Here is a 19,324-nt window from a genome sequence, read left to right on the forward strand (position 1 = left end):
GGCTTGAAAATGGCCGTCACCTGGCTGCCGAAGGGCAGGACCGAGATCCTGCGCGCGCAGCGAACCGGTGACGAGTTTCGCGGCGACCATTCGCGGGCTGTCGTGGCGGGCGGATCGATCGCGTTCACGCGACGCGGGAAGATCCGCGTCTGCCACCGAACCCCGGAGGAGTCCTAGGAAATGCAGGCACTGCTCTATACGCTTGCGCCTGTGCTGGCGGTCGTGCTCGGCGCGATTGTCGCGAGCCGCACCAAGTTGAAACCTGGCCTCGTGGCGGGCCTACAGCATCTCGCTGCCGGCGTCGTGTTCGCGGCGGCAGCGACCGAAATCCTGCCGCAGGTCAAGCATGAGGCATCGCCCAGCGCGACGTTGATCGGCGGGGCGGCGGGCGTCGCGACCATGCTGGGGCTCAAGGCTCTTGAGGCCCGCTTCAAGGGGCCGATGGCGCTACTCGCCGCGATCGGCATCGACATTCTGGTCGACGGCCTGGTGCTCGGCCTCGCTTTCGTGGCGGGCGAGAAGGCAGGTCTCCTGCTGACGATCGCGCTCACTCTGGAAGTGTTATTTCTGGGACTGACGCTGACCGACGAGCTGGCGGAAACCTATCGCTCGCGCTTGCGCATCATCGTGATCGTCTCGGCATTGGCCCTGCTGCTGCCGATCGGCGCGCTCGCTGCCGTGCCGGTCGCCGCGCTGTCGCCGGTGATGATCGCCGGCTTCCTCAGCTTCGGGCTGATGGCGCTGCTCTACCTCGTCACGGAGGAGTTGCTGGTCGAGGCGCACGAGAAACCCGACACCCCGCTCATCAGCTCGATGTTTTTCGTCGGCTTCCTGGCCCTGCTGACACTTGAGGAGATGATGGGATGATCCCGGGCAACGACAACAATGGCGGGCAGGAGCGCCGCACACTGTGGATCGTCCTGCTGCTGAACGCGGCGATCGCTGCGGGCTTCTTCGTTTCCGGCTTCTTCGCGGACTCGAGCGCGCTGATCGCCAACGGCGTCGACAACCTGTCCGATACGGCTGTGTATGCGCTGAGCCTTGTGGCGCTCACCCGGGGCCAGACATGGAAGACACGCGCCGCGGTCGCTTCGGGCGTCATGCTGCTGATCTTCGCGGGCGGCATCTTGATCGATGTCGGACGGCGCTACGTGCAGGGCAGCGAGCCCATCGGACCTACCATGATGGTCATGTCCGCGATCGCCGGCGTCGTGAATTACCTCTGCCTGCGGCTGCTCCAGCGCCTCAAGGATCCGGACGTCAATCTCCGGGCCGCAACCACCTTCAGCTTCAACGACTTCATTTCCAACGGCGGCATCCTGATCGCCGGCGTGCTGGTGCTGTGGTTGGGTACCAATTGGCCGGACCTGCTGGTCGGCTTCGCCACCGCCATCATCGCCATCAAGGGCGGTGTCGAAATCCTGCGCGACGCGCGCGCCGAAACCAAGAAAAGCGAAAGGAGGTCGTCATGAACGACAAGCTCGAACTCGACATTCCAGTGTTGTTGCCGGACCTTCCTGACGCGGCCGATGCCTGCCTGGACCGTCTCGTATCAACCCTGTCAAAGCGCGAAGGTGTCGAGCGGGCGCATGTGATCTGTCTCGACGGCAACACGCCAGCGGCGCTGTGCATCCATTTCGATGCCGCCAAGCTGCCGCTGCCACGGTTGCGCGAAATGGTGCGCGCCGCAGGTGCCGAAATCACCGAGCGCTACGGCCATGCGATCTGGCAGGTGACGGGGATCAACCACGAACGTCGGGCGCGCACGGTCAGCGATGCGCTGTGCGCCTTGCCCGGCGTGGTCCAGGCAAGCGCCAGCACCAGCGGGTCTGTCCGGGTCGAATATGATCGCCGCGAAACCACCGAAGAGGAGGTGCGCGCTGCGCTTCGCAAGCTGAAGGTGAGGGTGGGCAAGCGGGTCGCTGCCGATGAACATGCCGGCCACGACCACGGCCCCGGGGGCCACGGCGCGGGCGAAGAGAAGCACGGCCCCGGCGATGGCCACGACCATAGCCACGCCGAATTTCTCGGCCCCAATACCGAGCTGATCTTCGCGCTCGCCTGTGGCGCGCTGCTGGGGATCGGCTACGCGATCGAGAGGCTGGTCGCTGGCGCGCCCGAATGGCTGCCGACCGCCTGCTATATCGCAGCCTATTTCTTCGGCGGATTCTTCACGCTGCGCGAGGCGATCGACAACCTCCGGATGAAGAAGTTCGAGATCGACACGCTGATGTTGGTCGCTGCGGCCGGCGCCGCTGCGCTGGGCGCATGGGCCGAAGGTGCGCTGCTGCTGTTCCTGTTCAGCCTCGGCCATGCGCTTGAGCATTATGCAATGGGCCGCGCCAAGAAGGCGATCGAGGCGCTGGCGAAGCTCGCGCCCGAAACCGCGACCGTGCGACGCGGCGGGCAGACCAGCGAAATCCCGGTCGAGCAGATGGTCGTCGGGGACATTGCCATCGTCCGCCCGAACGAGCGCCTGCCTGCCGACGGCTTCGTCATCAAGGGCACCAGCGCGATCAACCAGGCCCCGGTCACGGGTGAAAGCATCCCGGTCGACAAGGTGCCGGTCGCAGATGCCGCAGCGGCACGCGCCAAGCCCGATGCAGTCGACGCGCAAAGCCGGGTTTTTGCTGGTACGATCAACGGCGGCGGCGCGATCGAGATCGAGGTGACACGCCGTTCCAATGAAAGCGCGCTTGCCAAGGTCGTGAAGATGGTGAGCGAAGCGGAGACGCAGAAGTCGCCGACGCAGCGCTTCACCGACCGGTTCGAACGGATCTTCGTGCCCGCCGTCCTGGTCCTGTCAGTGCTCCTGCTGTTCGCATGGGTGGTCGTCGACGAGCCGTTCCGCGACAGCTTCTATCGCGCGATGGCGGTGCTGGTGGCGGCAAGCCCGTGCGCGCTCGCGATCGCAACGCCGAGCGCGGTCCTGTCGGGCGTTGCCCGTGCAGCGCGGGGCGGCGTGCTCGTGAAGGGCGGTGCACCGCTCGAAAACCTCGGGTCGCTCAAAGCGATCGCTTTCGACAAGACGGGCACGCTGACCGAAGGTCGTCCGCGCATCACTGATGTCGTGCCCGTCGATGGCGCCGATGAAGGCGAGTTGCTGGCGCTGGCTGTCGCCGTCGAAGCGTTGAGCGACCATCCCCTGGCCCAAGCGATCGTCAAGGACGGCCGCGAACGTCTGAACGATCGTGCCGTGCCGACTGCCGGCGACCTCAAGAGCCTGACCGGTCGGGGCGTCACCGCGAGCGTGGATGGCGAGACGGTGTGGATCGGCAAGGCCGAGATGTTCGGAAGTGAGGGCATTCCGGCGCTGGGGCAGGGCGCGCAGGACGCAATCGCGAAGCTGCGCGAGAACGGCCGCACGACAATGGTGGTCCGCAAGGGGGACCGCGACCTGGGCGCGATCGGCCTGATGGACACGCCTCGCGAAGCTGCCAAGACCGCGTTGCGTCGGCTGCACGAGATGGGCGTGTCGCGGATGATAATGATCTCCGGCGATCACCAGAAAGTCGCCGAAGCGATCGCCGACGAAGTCGGGATCGACGAAGCGTGGGGCGACCTCATGCCCGAAGACAAGGTTGCCGCGATCAAGAAGCTCGCCGGCGAAGACAAGGTCGCGATGGTGGGCGACGGCGTGAACGATGCGCCGGCGATGGCAAGCGCCACGGTCGGCATCGCGATGGGCGCGGCGGGGTCGGACGTTGCGCTGGAGACAGCCGACGTGGCGCTGATGGCCGACGATCTGGCGCACCTGCCATTCGCAGTCGGTCTTAGCCGCCATACCCGTGGAATCATCCGGCAGAACGTCTTCGTCAGCCTGGGTGTCGTCGCCTTCCTGGTGCCTGCTACCATCCTCGGCCTCGGCATTGGGCCAGCGGTGGCGGTTCATGAGGGATCGACGCTGCTCGTCGTCATCAATGCGCTCAGGCTGCTCGCCTACCGCGATCCGGCAGGGAAGGCGGCATGAAGTGGCTGATCGCCTTCGACCTCGACGGCACGCTTGCCGAGAGCAAGCGGCCGTTATCGGAGGATATGGCCGCAATCCTCGCCCGATTGCTCGCCATCACGGATGTGGCGGTGATCTCGGGCGGGGACTGGCCGCAGTTCGAAAAGCAGATCGCCTCGCGCCTTCCTGCCGGCGTCGCGCTCGACCGTCTCTGGTTGATGCCGACCACAGGCACGAAACTCTATCGGTTCATCAATGGCGCTTGGCGCGCGGTCTATGCCGAACTGTTCGACGACGCGGAGAAGGCGAAGATCCGCACGGCCTTCGATCAGGCGCTGACCGATGCCGGTCTCGCCGACGAACGTATCTGGGGCGAACGGATCGAGGACCGGGGCAGCCAGATCACCTTTTCGGGCCTGGGGCAGGCAGCGCCGCTGAAGGAAAAGGAAGCGTGGGATCCTGACCGAAAGAAGAGGACCGCGTTGCAGGCCACGTTGCGCGCGAAGCTGCCGGAGCTCTCGATCAATCTCGGTGGCACGACATCGATCGACGTGACCAGAGCAGGGATCGACAAGGGCTATGGCCTGAAGCGCCTGAGTGCCGAGAGCGGTGTCCCGCTCGACGGGATGCTGTTCATCGGGGATGCGATATTCCCCGGTGGGAATGACTATCCCGCTGCTGAAATCGGCCTCGACACAGTGAGGGTGCGCGACGTCGCGGAAACCACCGCCGTCGTGACCGCCATCATCGCGTGTCTGCACCGATAGGATCAAGATACATGGTCGGCTCCATCGCGGAATGCCGCATTGTCAAAGCTCTGGCTTCTGTCGCTTAGGGCAGCGCTTCCTAAAACGAAAAGAAGGCAATGTGCGCGTCTCCGCGAACAAAGCCTCCAGCGATCAATCTAAGAGATTCCGCCGCGCTTCTCAATCGTACGCGGTGCTTGATCCCACCACTCGATAAACCGCAACAGCTCGGGTCCGGAGTGACGCCGCAGGTTCATTATTCCCCCCTCCTCCCCTCCGGCTTAATCCTGACAGTGCATCGCACTGGCTCGCCTGCCTTGTTGGCTGCCCGCCGACATTGTTCAAGCGTCTCCTGATTTGCTTGGGCGATCACTGCACCCGCAACCATCGTGTTCCAAGTGTCGGGCTGGCTGACAGCCGCCAGTCGCCGGCTTGCGGTCCAAGTGTCCAAGCGCAAGCTGCGCGATGCCATCTTCTCTGGCCATAGCCAGCTTTCCGGCACGGCGCGCGCCACGACGCCCGCGCCGGCTGCCCATAACACCATGCCGATCGCGACGCCGCCGATCGCTGACCATGCTAGCCGTCTGTTCTGCTCGCCGGCATGCCGCGCCGATGCGACAAGCCCGTGAAGCTGGCGCGTCACGTCCTCCAGTCCCTTGCGCCCGGTAGCGAGCGCCACCTGGTCCTCGCGCCGGGCGGCGTTACCGGCTGCGGCGATACGCTGTGCCATTTGCTCGGGCGTCATCGCCAGCGCCGGACTCCGCGCGATCACGTCATTGATGACGGCGATACGGTCGGCCGTGGCGTCCACGCCCTTCTGCATCCGCCCCAACGTCTCGGTATAGTCCGGCACGTCGATCGCGCCGCGCTCGGCCGCCAGACCCTCCACGGCGCGGCGCAACAGCGCCAGCTCACCACGCATGGCCTCGAACGCCTCGGCCGCGCCTGCCTCGTCCTGGTCGTCCTCGTCCGCCACCCGTCCCCCTTACCGGCTCATGCCACGATCACGGTCGCGGCCTTGTCCGACCGACTGCGCCAGCTCCTGCCCGATCGACTTGCCCCGCTCCATGTTCAACTCCAGTTCGGGGGCGCGACGGCGCAACACGGATTCGAGCTGTGGGTCGCGGTGCAACCCGCCCGCGATGCCCTCCATCCGCTTGCCAAGTTTCTCCGCGCCCGCGCGGTCGCCGGCACGCTCCATGTTGGCCCGCGCTTCCTTCATGCCCTGCCACTGCTCCACGAACCGGCCCGCGCGCTTCTCCGGGTCGGTGCGGACCTGGCGCTCCGTCTCCATCGCCTTCGCCGCCCCGCCAGTGTTGCCCTCGGCCGCGTCGCGCGCGAGCCGGGGGTCGCGCTCGATCGCGCTGGCGAGGTCGCGCGCGCCATGCGGCCGCACCTGGTCGAGCGCGTCGCCGGCCTTCGCCAGCGCCTGTTCCTGGTGCGCCAGCACCGGCAATCCCTTGTCCCGCATCCGGCTTATATCCGCTGCGGCGCGCCCATAGCGTTCGATCGCGCGGGCCTGCGAGGGCGCCAGCGGCCGATCGGCCGCGAGGCGCTCCGGCGACGTCGTTTTTTCCGCCGCTGGTTTCGGCCGGAACCCGGCGAACATGCCCCGCGCCTTGGCCTGCACCTTCTCGACCACCTGACGCGCGAGTTCCGGGAACCGGATCTCGCGCCGATCGGCGAACGCGCGCGCCTGATCCTGCTCGGGCCGGGCGTAGTCACCGGCCATGTCCTTGCCCCGGTCGCGCGACAGGGCGCGGACAAGCTGGCGCTGGTCGGCGAAGTCGTCGCGGCCGTAATGGAGCTGCGCGCCGTCGCGGTGTCGCGACATGCCAACATAGGCGCTGTGCCGGTCCATGCCGGGGGTGGCGAGAACGTGGGCGCGATCGACCGTCACGCCCTGCGCCTTGTGGAAGGTAGCGGCGTAGCCGTGATCGACCGCGGCATTACGGCTCGACCTATCCCATCTGAGACGGAGGGACGGCGGGGAACCCCGTCGTCCTCCGCTTTCGTGATTATGAACGATGATGACGATCCCTCGGAGCTGCCGTGTCCGATTCCCCTCATCATGAAGCGCTGAAAACCTTGGGAGACGCCCTCAAAGCAGGGCCGAAGGCTCTCGCCCGCAGCACTGGTGCGCAGGCCGGACGAACTTTGTGAATCGCCTCACGACGCTCGCGCACCAACTCGATGTTGGTGGTCACGGCGGGGCGAAAGAGGTGTATGAGGCAGCCTCGATCATCGCAAGGATGCAGCGGAACCAAGAAGACGCAAAAAGCGATGGTTGGTCAGTCGCCGACCATGAGGCCATTGCTGGCCTGAAAGGCATCGAGACCAAGCTTCTGAAACTCGCAAATGGCGTTGAACAATGAGCATCTTGGCTGGCCGCATCGGCCACCAATTTTAGGATCGGCTTCTCACCTCCTTTTGGGAGGAGCAGTCCGCTGCGGCGATCATGCCGCCTCGGTCTGGTAGAGCTGCGCCTCACGGTTGATAAGGATATCGGCCAGGAACCAGTAGGCCTCGCCCCAGGCGTTCAGAACCTCATCGGTTGCCGCCTCGCCCAATATGTCGCGGATCGCCGGCAACAGCGCATTGGCGACCGCAGGATAATGTTCGGGCTTGATATGGGTCTCGACATGGCGCGCGGCGATGCGTTCGATCGCGGGTTTCAGCACGTCGAGCTTGTCGACGTTCTGCGCGAAGGCGAGGATCGCGGCCGCTAGCCGCTTAGGCTGCGCGCCGGATTCGTGCGCGGCCATGTCAAACAGCGCCTTGATCTCCGGATCGACGAACAGGCGCTGATACATGCGCGTGGTAATCTCCACGCCGTGCTGCTGGAGCGCAGGCGCCGTAGCTTTCACCAAAGCCATTGTTTCGGGGGAGAGCGGTTTGGACATACAGACGTGCTCCGGATTTCAGACCCTGATAAAAGAGACGATCAAAGTGGCGAGAGGGACCCGATCCAGCAAGGAGCGTGGGCCGGAGAGACAGGCATGCGCGATGAACCAAGGCTTAGCGGCGGGGTATCCTGTATCCGGATCGATCATAGCTCGACCGCAGCCAGAGGAGCGAGCAAGGTCCACACGACGCCCGAGGCGGGAAACTCCATCTCGGCACGGCCGCGCAAGCTGCGGCTCACGGCCGTGCATATCAGCCGCGACCCAAAGCCCCGCCGCTCGGGCCTGACGACTGGCGGGCCACCCCGTTCGGCCCATTGCATCCAAAGCTCGGCTTCGGTGCCCGAATCCAGCACCTTCCATGTCAGCTCGATCGTGCCCGCCTCATTGGACAGGGCCCCATATTTGATCGCGTTCGTCGCCAGCTCGTGAAAGGCGAGGGTCAACGTCATCGCCGCCCTGGGGCCGATCGTGACCGTGGGGCCGTCGAGGCGAAGCCGCTCCGCGTAGAGGGTGAAGTGGCCCAGCGCATTTTCCGCCAGCGCGGGCAGGGGCGCCGCCTGCCAGTTGTGGGATAGAAGCTGCTCGGTCGCGTTGCCCAGCGCCTCCAATCGCTCGTCAATGGTCGATCGGGCGTCTTCGATCGAATCGGCCGCCTGCAAGCTCTGGCTGACAAGGGAACGAACGACAGTGAGAATGTTCCTGAACCGATGCTCAAGCTCACGAATCCGGGTTTCAGTATCGACCATAACTCTACGTGCCCCCTACCCGGCTACTTAGAGCAATCGGGAGCCCAGGACGAACATTTTGCACGTTCGCGTGGAGCACAGAGCCAGACGGCGCGTTGCTGCGCTGATCGGTGGAACGGCTGCGTAAATGCTTGGTGCGGCATGACTAAACAAGACGGGATCAGCGGCCTTCGCGTGCTGGTTGTCGAAGATGATTATTGGGTCGCGGCTACGCTGGTTGAGATAATATCTGAAGCCGGCGCGGAAATCGTCGGCCCTGTCGATTGCGTGCGGGATGCCCTCGCGGCGCTGGACTCGTCGCCTCATGTCGCCAGCCTCGATGTGCAACTTGGCTCCGAAACCTCGTTCCCGATCGCGGACGAACTGGACCGTCGCGGCGTGCCCTTCATCTTCGCCACGGGTGCGGCCAGCATGATCCCGGCTGCCCACGCCTCACGCCCGACCTTCCACAAGCCCGCTTCGCGCGAGCTGCTGATCGGGGCGCTTTCTGGCGCGCTCAACCCTGCCTAACAGGGCTGCTTCACTGACGCGATGCAAGAGGCTCAAAAGGAAACGCCCCCTCGTCGTCCAGCAGCTCGCCGGGTTGCATCGGGCCGGCTCCGGTCGCGGCGTCGATCGCGGCTTGCAAATGGACGGCGGTGGCCGTCGCGCCTCGGCCGCTCCGATCCAGTTGGGCCAATGCCATCCTCATAAGCGAGAGGGCTGTGTCGTCATTCGTCATAGACATGCCTCGATGGGAACCCGGAGCCTTGACGGAACAGGGGTGTCCGGGGCTCGATCTGTCGCCGCGCGACCGATCTCCACGGCGTTCTTCCCAGCGCGCTTGACCGCGTACATGAGCTGATCGACCGCGTGCATCAACGAGGGTTCGTCACGCGGGGTCTCGGGCTGAATCAGCAGCGCGCCCATGCTGCACGTCACCGGATGAGGCGTGCCGGCCAGAACCGATGACAGGCGCTTGTGAAGCGAGCGAGCGAAATACACCGCTTCCTCGGCCGAATGGACGGGAAGCAGAAAGGCGAACTCGTCGCCGCCGATTCGGCCGAAATCATCCTCACGCCGGATGATCCCCCGCGCGCCCTGTGCGAAGGTGCGCAGCACCTCGTCGCCCGCAACATGGCCGTGGCGGTTATTGAGGCCCTTGAAGTCGTCGAGATCAAGGATCGCGAGCAGGAAGGATTGTCGGGCAGGCACCGCTAGATCGAGACGATGGATCACGCGCTCGCGGAACGTCTCCTTGTTGAGCGCATCGGTCATGCGGTCGCGTGCCGCCAGGTGGTGCTCTCGGTCGAAGGACCGGCGGAAGCTGAGAACAATGGCGGCGACGAAAACATAGGTGACGGCGCGCACGGCCATCCTTGCCCCGAGCAGGGCGGGGGAGAGCCCTGGAAGTTCGGCGAGATGCGGCACGACGGCGAGGACCGCCGCAACGATCGCCACCAGATAGCCAGCACGGCTTCCCAACGCCCAGCAGGCGGCGCAGACGATCGGGATATAGAGCGGCGCGAGACCCATCCGGGAAAAATGTGCGTCCGCCAGCGCCAGCGCCGTGACGCTGAGGAGGATCGCGAACCAGGCGCGCTCACGCGGCAGGGAATGAAGGCGATCGGCGAGGCGGCCGACAGGCAGATGACTATTCACGCATGTCCTACTCGGTCAAAAGGTTCTCCAAGCTCATTCCCGCCCCAAGTGTTCCTGTTCAGCCGGCGGCACGCCCCATTTCGGAGACGTGCCGGCCACTGAACCGGGTGTTGGAAACCTGAAACACGTCAGGCGCGGACGCCTTTGGCCGGGTGGCTTGGACATGCGCGCCCGCCACCCGGTCGATGAAGCTCGACCGGCTCGTGTTTCAGGAGGTTTCCACGCCTCCACCCGCGTCTCCGCAGGTGCGCGCACGCTACCGGCAAACCGTTAAGAAAAGCAACAAGCCGACAGGCACACCGGGGATCAGCCGATCTTGACGCCCCGCCAGTCCCGCCTTTTCCGCAGGTGGATGGGCCGCTTGGCCGCTGACGGGAGCGTATCGCGGCCGGTCCTGTCGGCCAGCAGCGGCGTCGATCGCTCCTCGATGAGGGCGCGCAGCCGAGTCCGCCCGCGTGCGATGCGGCTCTTGAATGTGCCTGGGGCAATGCCGAGCTGCGCCGCGCCATCCTCGATGGACACGCCTTGGCTCGCCAGCAGCACCGCCTCGCGTTGGTGGATCGGGAGTTCGCTGAGCGCCCAATCCGTATCCCGCAGCCAGACGGCGAGGCTCTGGGTCTCGTCCACCCGTAGCATGCGGTCGCGCGCCTCTTCGGGCAGGTCGGCATGAAAGCGGGCGCGGCGGCGACCGGTGAGAAAGCTGTTCTTCATCACGGTCCGCGCCCAGGCGGCGAGGCTTGTTCCCGCCGCGAAGCTGGCGCGCGCGGTCCAGCACCTGAGCATGGTGTCCTGCAGAAGGTCGTCGGCATCGGCACCCCCTCCAGTCAGTCGCCGCGCATAGGCGCTTAGCGCCGCCGCCTGCTCGATCAGCGCTGCTCCGAACGCATCATCGGGCATGGCGATCGGCAAGGGAACACGGGCAGGCACATCGGGCGGCATCTCATTCTCCGGGCAGGGCTCTCCTGCCCTCAAGCGATATAGGGGGTGCGAGCCGCCGATGTTGCCGGCCAGACCGCTTCAAGGCCCGCTTCGTCCCGTATCGGTCGATCGGGGCTGCGCGCGTGCTATGGGGCTTCCATATCGCAATCGGAGAGAGACGATGGAGCGCCTGTTTCCGCGCGCCTTGATAGCGTGCATTCGTGAGGCTCGGCCGCCGACGTCGCAGGAGCTTGCATCGATGGCCGAGAAGATCTGGCGCGAGGCTTTTCCAGAGCGTCCATTTCGACGCGAGCGCGCCATGACCATCGCCGCCGTAGCGCTCACAGGCGAACGCCAGACGTGCAAGGGACCGCCGACATCCTGTCCCGCTGAACCATTTCCGGCTAGAATGCGGAGCGCTACGGTCGGTCGATGGTCGCCAGGGCTGTCGTCCAGGAGAGGATGCGCCGCTTGAGCCGGCAACATGCTGGCCGTAGCACCGGCCGGTTTCTTCAAGCAGCCGGCTTGACGGTGGCGGCTCAAACCTCGGTAGGCACCGGCTCGTAAGGTACCCCGATCCGGGTTTCGGCCGTGCCGCGCCGCCGCAGGGTCGCGGCAATGTGGCGGTCGGCCGCCGCGCGATCGGCGAAGGCGTGCCGCTGGGCTTGGCCGTGTGCGCCGATCCGGCCCCAGCGGGTTTCTACAACGATCATGCCGAAAAGATCGAGGCTTGCGGTGATGCTGTAACGCCGGCGGATGTTGCGCGCCGGGTCGATCGCCACCAGTTCGATCGGCTCGGGCAGGGACAGGTTCGCGCCATTCATGGCGCGGAGCCTACGAAATAAGCCTCTCCAAGTCAGGCGACTTTCCTGAATCAATGGCAAGCCGGTGATTCAGGAAATCGATGGTTCCTCGAAGCGTTACCGCGTCTGCGGGCTTGCGCGATGCTTCTGGCGCTGTTCGAGCCAGGGGGTGAACGCCGACTGGGTGCAAACGTCCAAGGGTTCATAGGTGCCCGGCGCAACACGCCGAAACAGCATGGGGCCGGTCCGAACGGCGCTTCGGCTGAGAGAAACCTGGCAGCTATTCCCGGTCATCCCGCACCGGCCACCTATGTTCATCACCGGACTGGTGCGGATGCTGATTGGTCCCGAGACGCGGCCCTTCGTAGCGCTGATAACGCGCGCGGGGCGGCTCTGCTCGATCTTCTGCCCAGGCCTGAACCATAGTCGCGCTCGTCCGTCCGACCCGCACCAGAAACTGCGCGCCGCTGCCACCGGCGCGCGCCCTATCTCCAACTCACCAACAAGGTCGGCTTTCGCGAACGCCGCGCGCGCCGCTGCCTCGATATTGTCGGGCAGGATGCATGAGCACGCCAGGGCGGGCGTGGACGCGCTAAATGCCGCACCAGCGAGGGCGGCGGCGGTCGTCCGCGATGATGACAGCATCGTCATCCCAAGAGACTATGGCCGCACGGCTGAACGAAACATGGCCTGCGCGCCTATACAGTCATTGGATCATTACCCGAGGATCATGAGCGATCAGGGTCTGGGCTGTCTCACCAAACTGCCGCCGATCAACCCCGCTCAAGGTCACGCGATTGCGTGGAATGTCGATCGTCAGAATGTTGAAGCGCCACTTCCGGCTCGACAACAATTCCGCAACCGCCTGCTCCGTGGCCTGTAATTCCCTCAAGGAGTAGCGGACCTGTCGAGCGACATAGCGCGGGTCGCCGGACAGGCGGCGCAGGCGGGCCTCAGCGTTGTCAGTGAACTGCACGATCACCGCGCCGCCGTCGACGAAGCTTCCAGCATAGGAAGGGTCGCCCGCTGCAAGCCCGTTGATCGCCGAAACAAGAATTGCGAGCGGTGTCGATTGCGCCGATTGGGCCTCAGGCGTGGGCGGCGCGGGAAGCGCCGAACCGGGTTGGGGTGTTGAACAGCCCAACAATAGCTCGCACGCCGCCGTGCAGACGATCACTCGCAGTAGCAGCGATGTTCGCAAGCTGGTCCGCATATGGCCGTTCATCCCAATGCAAGGATATCCGGAAGAGACTAAATTCATTGTGAGGATGATTCTATCCCTATTTGCCCTTTGCATGGCATGTTCGCCCGCAGTTGAGCATGGGGACGAGGGTGGCCCGCAATCAACAAGCACCTTCAGAACCCAGACGAAAGCGCCCTCCCCTAACTATCGTATACTACTCAATCAGCCGGCAGCGGGCGGACACGGGGCGTTGCGACAGGAAGCGACGTCGCCTCTCCCGCGCGATGCCAAGGCCATCGGCGATGCCTGGATCGCCCGTCTCAAAAAGCGGGGAGCGTTACTCGGCTACGGCCTCGCGGGAAAGGGTTCCGCCGGCCCGGTCGAGATGATCGACACGGGGTTGACCCAGCAGGAATTCGACAATTGGGCAAAGGAGAACGGTTGGCGCGTGCCTGGCCACATCAGCTGGAGCTTTGTACCTAAGATGAGCATTCCTCCGGTGAGTGAGGCCGCGAAAGGCGCGATCCGCGTCTGGCCCGCTTCCAAGGCGCGGACGGGCCTTCAACATCAGGCACTTTACCACGGCCGGGTCGAACTACGTGACGGCTGCTTTTTCGTCGGCCTCTCGGGCCAGCCTGTCGACAAGTTGGCATGGTTCCACTCGGAAATGGGGCTCGACATTGACCAGTCCGGCTACTTCATTCTGCGCGAAAGGGTCGGCGGAAAAACGCTCGCCCGCTTGGGCGAGGATATGAACTGGGGCGGCCCCGCGACTGCGGACATCGACAAGGAAACCGCACAAGCCTTGCAAGATGCATGCGGACCCGGCGAGCTATATGTCGTCGGTTCGCCCGAAGCGAGCGAGCGCTTCTTGACCCAGTATCCGCATCTCCGCGAGCCATCGGTTCCCCCGCCGGCACCCCCGAACAAGATTGAGATCGGCCGGTGCTGGACAGCTCCCGCGAAGCCACCTCATCGCGAGCAACTCGCTTAGACCGAACCCAATCGGGTTGTCGAAGGGCTGATCTGGCGGTTGCCCCTCGCCACGCACTTCATGCTACCTAGTTGCTGATCGAGGTTGGATCGGCGATGCGCCCGAAAAACAGCACCGCGCCGCTCTTTCGGTCTCGCAGGGTGGCAAGGAAAGGACGATCGACCACCATCTCCGGTACCTGAGGCGCTATCCGCGCACTGGTGACGACGACCTTGATCGCAGTTGCCGCCGCTGCCTCGGTGCCCTCCTCATCGACGCGCAGGAAGGTCGCGTGCGCCACATCATCGATCGCCAAGCGCGCACCACGGGCAATCCCCGACAGGTCCGCGCGCTGGTGGTCGAAGGCGCTCGGCATACCCGCTGCGATGAGCGCTGCCTTCACGCTCTCATCGAACCTGGCTTCAAAGCGGGGCAGAACGATCCGCACCGCGCGTTCCTGCTCCGCTGACAGGTCGAAACGATCATTGCCGCCCTGCTCGCCGGCGAAGAAATCGACACCCTTCAGCTCGCGCTCCCAGCGGCGCAGGGTCGCCGCGTCACGCGGCAGGAAGATTTCCATCACGAAGCTGCCATCGCCGCGATAAGGCAGCGCGATCGCCTGCCCTTCCCGGGTCTCGCGATAGTCGAACCAGCCAATCCGCTTCATCATCGTGATCGGGATGCGCGTGCCGTCGCCACGCGTGAAGGACCGCGTTTCCGTCTCCTCGAACGGCACCTGCCACTTCGCCTTGAAGTAAAGCGCGTTGGTCAGCACAGCGGCGGTGTCATCCCCGAAGCCGCTCGGAGAGACGATCTCCGAAATCCTGCCCTTCGTCTCGCGCGAAACCCAGCCATTGATCCGCTCGGCCGCTCCGGTGGGATCACCAGCATAATCGACGGTTTCCGGAGCCGCTCCGAAGCCGGCATGCGCCTCGGCGACATACTCGTCCCGGACCGGCAATCCCTTCGCCAGCCACAGCGCGTTCGCGATGCCGAGCGCGGTATCGGCATCGCCGGTGTCGTTAAGCTGGGCATTGTAGGATTTGATGAGCGCAGGGACGTTGCGGGACGAATCCCAACCAAGCACGCGGCCAATCTCCTCGCGCGTGGCGCCCCGCGCGCCAAGGTAGGCGAGCCCCAGGCCCTGCGACAAGCTGACCGGGGAGATGAACAGATTGGCGTTTGCATCGGCCTTCGCTGCCAGGTGCGGGTAGACCTTGACGGTCATTAACGCCGCGCCATAGGTCAGGTCATGCGGCAAAGCCTCGGCGTCGGGCCGGGACAGGCTTGTAGGAAGCGAGCCGGGACTCGGTGCCGGGTCGCGCGTCGCACAGCCACCAAGCGCGAGGATGGCAAGAAGCGGGTATGACAAGGCTGTTTTAGGCATGGCTCTCCCTAAAGGCTTGGCTGCTGATCGTAGAAATCGACCTGCATCCGCATGGCTCCGAGCGGTTCCACGAAATGCGGCTGTTCGGGCAAGATCAGCCCTGGCCGGTCAGGTGTAAGGACCACCTCCGAGGCCGGGTCGAGATAGGTGAGCTTCAGTCTCCCTTCGATGACCCGGATCACGCCCCACACACCGGCCTTGGTGCGATGTTCGGAGCGCAGGGCAGCGGGCAATGTCGCCTCATCGAATATGGGCGTCGAGCGGTAGGGAATCACCATTATCTCTTCACTCCCACCTGGATCGTGCATCGCACCGGCTGATCCGCCTTCCTTGCCGCTTGCCGGCATCCTTCGATCTTTTCACGATTGTCGCGCAGCAACCTGTCGGCCGCGACGATCGCCTCCCAGCTCGCCGGTGACGCGCTCGCCATCAAATGCTGCCCGGCATCCCACGGTGTCGCCTCGGCAAGAGCCCGCGTCGCCATGCGTTCGGGCCATTGCCAGCTCGCCGGCGCGATCTCGCGCGCGACCATACCGGGAAGGAAGGACCAGAGGAGGATGCCGATAAGCAACCCGCTCAACCCGAACCATAGTTGACGGTCCTTCTGATCCCGCGCCGTCAGCGCCGATTGAACGACGGTGCGCAGCTCGCGCCCCTGCTGCTTCATCTCGTCGGTGGCGGTCGCGAGGGCGGCATGGTCGGCGCTGCGAAGGTCGGCCGCCGCTCGATTGATCTGCGCCGAAACCTGCGCCGGCGTCATCGCCAACGCCGGCGACTTCACGATGGCCGTCGTAACCTGGTCCAGGCGTCCGTTGATGCCGTCCAGCCCCTGGACGACATGCCCCAGCGTCTCGGAATAATCCGGCACGTCGATGCTGGCGCGCTCGGCCGCCAGTCCCTCGATGGCGCGGCGCATCAACGCTAGTTCGCCGCGCTGCTGCTCGACCGCAACGCGCACCTGCTCGAACGCTTCCGCCGCCGCGTCGCCGCCTTCCTCCCATTCCTCGTCCGCCATTGCCTCTCCTTATCGGCTCAACCCTCGATCGCGGCCGATTTCCAGCGAACGGGTCAATTCCTGGCTGATCGGGCGATCCCGGCCCATTTCCAGCCCCAGCTCGGGCGCGCGCCGCCGCAAGACGGATTCGAGTTGGGGATCGCGGTGCAGCGTTCCGGCCAGGCTCTCCATCTTCTTGCCGGTGCGCTGCGCGGCCTCACGATCGCCGCTGCGCGTAAGCTCGGCCCGCTCGCGCGCCATGCCCTGCCAGCGCTCCACGAACCGATCGGCGCGAAGCTCGGGATTGGTGCGGACCTGGGCCTCGTGCGCCATCGCCCGCGCCGCGCCGCCGGCCTTGCCCTCGGCCGCTTCGCGCACCAGCACCGGGTTGCGCTCGAACGCGGACGCCAAATCGCGGGCGGCATGGGGCCGCACCTGGTCGAGCGCGTCGCCCGCCTTCGCCAGCGCCTGCTTCTGATGCGGGAGCACGGGCAAGCCCTTCTCCCGCATTCGGTCCATATCGGCCTGCGCGCGCGCATAGCGCTCGATCGCCCTGGCCTGGCTCGGCGCTGCCGGTGCCCGCTCGGGGGTGGTGTTAATCGGACCCCCTTTGCCGTCGCGCGCCAGCTCGGGCGAGGACGATTTCGGCTTGAACCCGGCGAACATACCCCTCGCCTTGTCACGCACCTTCCCGGCGATCTCGCGCGCGAGTTCCGGGAAGCGGATCTCGCGCCGCTCGGCGAACGCGCGGGCCTGGGCCTGCCCGTCACGGGCGGCGGCATAATCGCCCGCCATGTCCTTGCCCCGGTCGCGCGACAGGGTGCGGGTGAGCTGGCGCTGATCTGTGAAATCGTCGCGACCATAGTGGAGCTGCACGCTGTCGCGGTGCCGCGACAGGCCGACATAGGCCGAGTGCCGATCCATGCCCGGTGTCGCCAGCACATGCGCCTGATCGACCGTCACGCCCTGCGACTTGTGGAAGGTGGCGGCATAGCCGTGATCGACATGGGCATAGTCCTTGAGGTCGAACGCGACCTTCCGGCCATCGTCCATCTTCACCGCCATGCCCTCGGCGCTGACGCGCTCCAGCGTGCCCAGCGATCCGTTCTTCACGCCAAGGCCGCGATCGTTGCGGAAGAACATGATCCGATCACCGGTCGCGAAATCGCGCCTGCCGCGCTCCACCGATAGCCCCACCTCCTCACCCAGCTCGCCGGCGGCGCGCATACGGCTGCGGGCTTCGCTGTTCAGCTCCTGCACCTCGGCATTGGTATGGGTGAGGATGATGCGGCTCTTGTCCGGATCGGCCTGCCGGTCGCTCTCCCATCCGTTCATCAGTTCGACCCGCGCCGCCTCGCGCGTGTCGGCAGCGCGCACCATGCCTTGCCTCTCATAGGCGTGCAGCGCCTCTCCGGTCCGGCCTGTGGCGAGCGCGCGCGTCGCGTCCTTCTGCCAGTCCTCATGCTGCCGGCGAATTTCGGTGATCTCGGCCGCGCCATGACGCTCGGCAAGGCTGCGGAACGCCGCCCCGGCCTCGATCGCCTGCAACTGCTCGGGATCGCCGACAAGAACGACCTTCGCGCCGGCACGTTCGGCCTCCGACAGCACCCGCTCCATCTGGCGCGAGCCGATCATGCCCGCCTCGTCGATAACGAGCACATCACGCGGGCCTAGCTGCTCGCGCCCCTGCCCCCATGCGTGCTCGAGACTGGCGATCGTCCTCGAGGCGATGCCGGAACCACCCTCAAGATTTTCGGCGGCAATGCCCGACAGGGCCGCGCCGCGCACCTGATAGCCTTCGCGCTCCCACGCCTCGCGCGCGACCCCCAGCATGGCCGACTTGCCGGTGCCCGCATAGCCGACGACGATGGCAAGATCGCCACTCGTCCCTATATGCTCCAAAGCGGCCCGCTGATCTTCACCGAGTGTCAGCCCGCCACTCCCGGCGGCGTTCAGCCCCCCTTGTAGCGACGCCGCCGGGAGACCATGCCCCACCCTGTCGGCAAGCCGACCGGCAGCGCGCTCTAGCCGCTCCTCCACCGCGATCATCTCGCGGCTCGTGAACCGCTCCTGGTCGCGTCCGTCCTTCCCCAGCGCCACCAGCTCGGGCGAGGACCGCACCGCGCTCATGGCCTGGTCGAACTGCTCCTTGCCGTCGCTGTGCCGGTGGACGAACATCGCCAGGTCGCGGGTGGTGAACGTCGCCTGTTGCCGCGTGATCGCATCCAACGCGATTTCCGGCTTGGCGATAATCTTCTCGCCGTTCTCGCGCGCGATCCGCACATGATCGTCGGCGTTGCGGTGCGGCTGTCCCTCAAGCTCGTGCCGTTTCCCCATCGGCCCGATCTTGTGCTGGGGCTCAAGCTCGATCCCCTGCGCCTCGTAGGAGCGATGGTCGATCCGCCCTTCCAGCCCCAGCTCCGCCATGCGTTCGTTGACGTGGGCGGCCCATGCCTCTCGCCACTCCTTCAACAGCTCGGTTGAGTTCCAGGCGCGGACCTTCTTGCCGAACCCCTCAGGTCCAACCTCACGCATCGACAACATGACATGCGCGTGCGGCTTCGGGGTGCCGTCCTTTGCCTTGTCCCAATGCACATTAAGGTCCGCGACCATCCCGCGTTCGACGAACTGCTTGTCCACAAAATCGCGGGCGAGGCTAACGCCCTGTTTCTCGCTCATCTCGCGCGGGATCGAGAACTCCACCTCGCGCGCGAGCTGCGCGTCCTTGCGTTTCTCCCCGGCCTCCACCTCGTTCCACAGGGTCGCGCGATCGTTTAAACGCTCCGGCGCACCTTCGGGAGCCAAGATTTCCGAATGGACGACGCCGGCCTTGTTCGAGAAGTCATGGTCGCGCCCCAGCCGGTCATCGTGCAGCCGTTCCGCCGCACGATAGGCCGCACTGGCAACGGCGCTCGATCCGTTGGCACGGCTGATAACCTTGGCCGAGAAATGGTAGATCGCCATGACAACCGCTATACTGCCCTTCTTAGCGCACGTCGGCAACGACGTATAAGCGCGCACTCACACTCTCTGCCGTTCGCATGATTGACTTCGCCGCATTTTTGTTCGCAACCGCTG

General features: G+C 65.4%; 19 protein-coding genes. 7 read left to right on the top strand and 12 right to left on the bottom strand.

Annotated elements, in window-relative coordinates; all coding sequences use genetic code 11:
- The first annotated feature begins 180 nt into the window (after positions 1–180).
- From SP5_RS16910 to SP5_RS16925, 4 genes are read left to right on the top strand one after another with little or no spacing between them, the layout of a single operon-like run.
- Entirely contained in the window at positions 181–867 is a 687-nt protein-coding gene (locus SP5_RS16910; RefSeq protein WP_004212882.1) for a ZIP family metal transporter, read from the top strand.
- Positions 864–1,472 (top strand): cation efflux transmembrane domain-containing protein, encoded by a 609-nt coding sequence (locus SP5_RS16915; RefSeq protein ID WP_004212885.1) that lies wholly within the window; start codon positions 864–866, stop codon positions 1,470–1,472. The genes SP5_RS16910 and SP5_RS16915 overlap by 4 nt, the downstream gene beginning before the upstream one ends.
- A complete protein-coding gene (locus SP5_RS16920) occupies positions 1,469–3,970 on the top strand; it encodes a heavy metal translocating P-type ATPase (RefSeq protein WP_010337029.1) in 2,502 nt (833 codons plus the stop codon). The genes SP5_RS16915 and SP5_RS16920 overlap by 4 nt, the downstream gene beginning before the upstream one ends.
- Positions 3,967–4,716: an HAD-IIB family hydrolase gene (locus SP5_RS16925; RefSeq protein WP_004212890.1), complete on the top strand. Its 750-nt coding sequence runs from the start codon at positions 3,967–3,969 to the stop codon at positions 4,714–4,716. Before SP5_RS16920 ends, SP5_RS16925 begins: the two co-directional genes overlap by 4 nt.
- A gap of 235 nt (positions 4,717–4,951) precedes the next feature.
- Here the strand turns inward: SP5_RS16925 and SP5_RS16930 are convergent, their stop codons facing one another.
- Positions 4,952–5,671, bottom strand: coding sequence for a DUF6118 family protein (locus SP5_RS16930; RefSeq protein ID WP_029547630.1), 720 nt, complete (start codon positions 5,669–5,671; stop codon positions 4,952–4,954).
- Between the two features lie 9 nt (positions 5,672–5,680).
- On the bottom strand, positions 5,681–6,595 hold the full coding sequence (locus SP5_RS16935; protein WP_010337031.1) for a hypothetical protein: 915 nt from the start codon (positions 6,593–6,595) through the stop codon (positions 5,681–5,683).
- Between the two features lie 259 nt (positions 6,596–6,854).
- Between SP5_RS16935 and SP5_RS19340 the strand changes: the two genes are divergently transcribed.
- Positions 6,855–7,070, top strand: a complete 216-nt coding sequence (locus tag SP5_RS19340; protein ID WP_125458961.1) for a hypothetical protein — start codon at positions 6,855–6,857, stop codon at positions 7,068–7,070.
- Positions 7,071–7,151: 81 nt separating this feature from the next.
- Here the strand turns inward: SP5_RS19340 and SP5_RS16940 are convergent, their stop codons facing one another.
- Both SP5_RS16940 and SP5_RS16945 read right to left on the bottom strand, forming a co-directional pair.
- Complete coding sequence (locus SP5_RS16940; protein ID WP_042490932.1) at positions 7,152–7,598, bottom strand: globin domain-containing protein; 447 nt, start codon at positions 7,596–7,598, stop codon at positions 7,152–7,154.
- Between the two features lie 146 nt (positions 7,599–7,744).
- Entirely contained in the window at positions 7,745–8,347 is a 603-nt protein-coding gene (locus SP5_RS16945) for a sensor histidine kinase (RefSeq protein WP_052811617.1), read from the bottom strand.
- Between the two features lie 141 nt (positions 8,348–8,488).
- Here SP5_RS16945 and SP5_RS16950 point away from each other — a divergent pair, with 141 nt between their 5' ends.
- Positions 8,489–8,857, top strand: coding sequence for a response regulator (locus SP5_RS16950; protein WP_042490934.1), 369 nt, complete (start codon positions 8,489–8,491; stop codon positions 8,855–8,857).
- A 207-nt stretch (positions 8,858–9,064) separates the two neighbouring features.
- Here SP5_RS16950 and SP5_RS16960 read toward each other — a convergent pair whose 3' ends face one another.
- From SP5_RS16960 to SP5_RS16980, 4 genes are all read right to left on the bottom strand, one after another.
- Positions 9,065–9,988, bottom strand: a complete 924-nt coding sequence (locus SP5_RS16960; protein WP_042490938.1) for a GGDEF domain-containing protein — start codon at positions 9,986–9,988, stop codon at positions 9,065–9,067.
- A gap of 306 nt (positions 9,989–10,294) precedes the next feature.
- Entirely contained in the window at positions 10,295–10,927 is a 633-nt protein-coding gene (locus SP5_RS16965; RefSeq protein WP_042490940.1) for an RNA polymerase sigma factor, read from the bottom strand.
- A 518-nt stretch (positions 10,928–11,445) separates the two neighbouring features.
- A complete protein-coding gene (locus tag SP5_RS16970) occupies positions 11,446–11,730 on the bottom strand; it encodes a WGR domain-containing protein (RefSeq protein ID WP_042490943.1) in 285 nt (94 codons plus the stop codon).
- A 685-nt stretch (positions 11,731–12,415) separates the two neighbouring features.
- Entirely contained in the window at positions 12,416–12,934 is a 519-nt protein-coding gene (locus SP5_RS16980) for a hypothetical protein (protein WP_042490949.1), read from the bottom strand.
- Between the two features lie 208 nt (positions 12,935–13,142).
- Between SP5_RS16980 and SP5_RS16985 the strand changes: the two genes are divergently transcribed.
- Complete coding sequence (locus SP5_RS16985) at positions 13,143–13,886, top strand: hypothetical protein (protein ID WP_042490951.1); 744 nt, start codon at positions 13,143–13,145, stop codon at positions 13,884–13,886.
- 67 nt (positions 13,887–13,953) lie between these two features.
- On the opposite strand, the gene SP5_RS16990 is transcribed toward SP5_RS16985, so the two are convergent.
- From SP5_RS16990 to traA, 4 genes are read right to left on the bottom strand one after another with little or no spacing between them, the layout of a single operon-like run.
- On the bottom strand, positions 13,954–15,252 hold the full coding sequence (locus SP5_RS16990; RefSeq protein ID WP_228168121.1) for a serpin family protein: 1,299 nt from the start codon (positions 15,250–15,252) through the stop codon (positions 13,954–13,956).
- An 8-nt stretch (positions 15,253–15,260) separates the two neighbouring features.
- Positions 15,261–15,530, bottom strand: a complete 270-nt coding sequence (locus SP5_RS16995; RefSeq protein ID WP_010339208.1) for a TehB family protein — start codon at positions 15,528–15,530, stop codon at positions 15,261–15,263.
- Positions 15,530–16,267: a DUF6118 family protein gene (locus SP5_RS17000; RefSeq protein WP_010339209.1), complete on the bottom strand. Its 738-nt coding sequence runs from the start codon at positions 16,265–16,267 to the stop codon at positions 15,530–15,532. Before SP5_RS17000 ends, SP5_RS16995 begins: the two co-directional genes overlap by 1 nt.
- A 9-nt stretch (positions 16,268–16,276) precedes the next feature.
- The gene (gene traA / locus SP5_RS17005) at positions 16,277–19,210 is read right to left on the bottom strand and encodes a Ti-type conjugative transfer relaxase TraA (protein WP_010339210.1); all 2,934 of its coding nucleotides are present in this window, start codon (positions 19,208–19,210) and stop codon (positions 16,277–16,279) included.
- Positions 19,211–19,324 lie beyond the last annotated feature (114 nt).

The organism is Sphingomonas parapaucimobilis NBRC 15100 (assembly GCF_000787715.1).
Classification (GTDB): Bacteria; Pseudomonadota; Alphaproteobacteria; order Sphingomonadales; family Sphingomonadaceae; genus Sphingomonas; species Sphingomonas parapaucimobilis.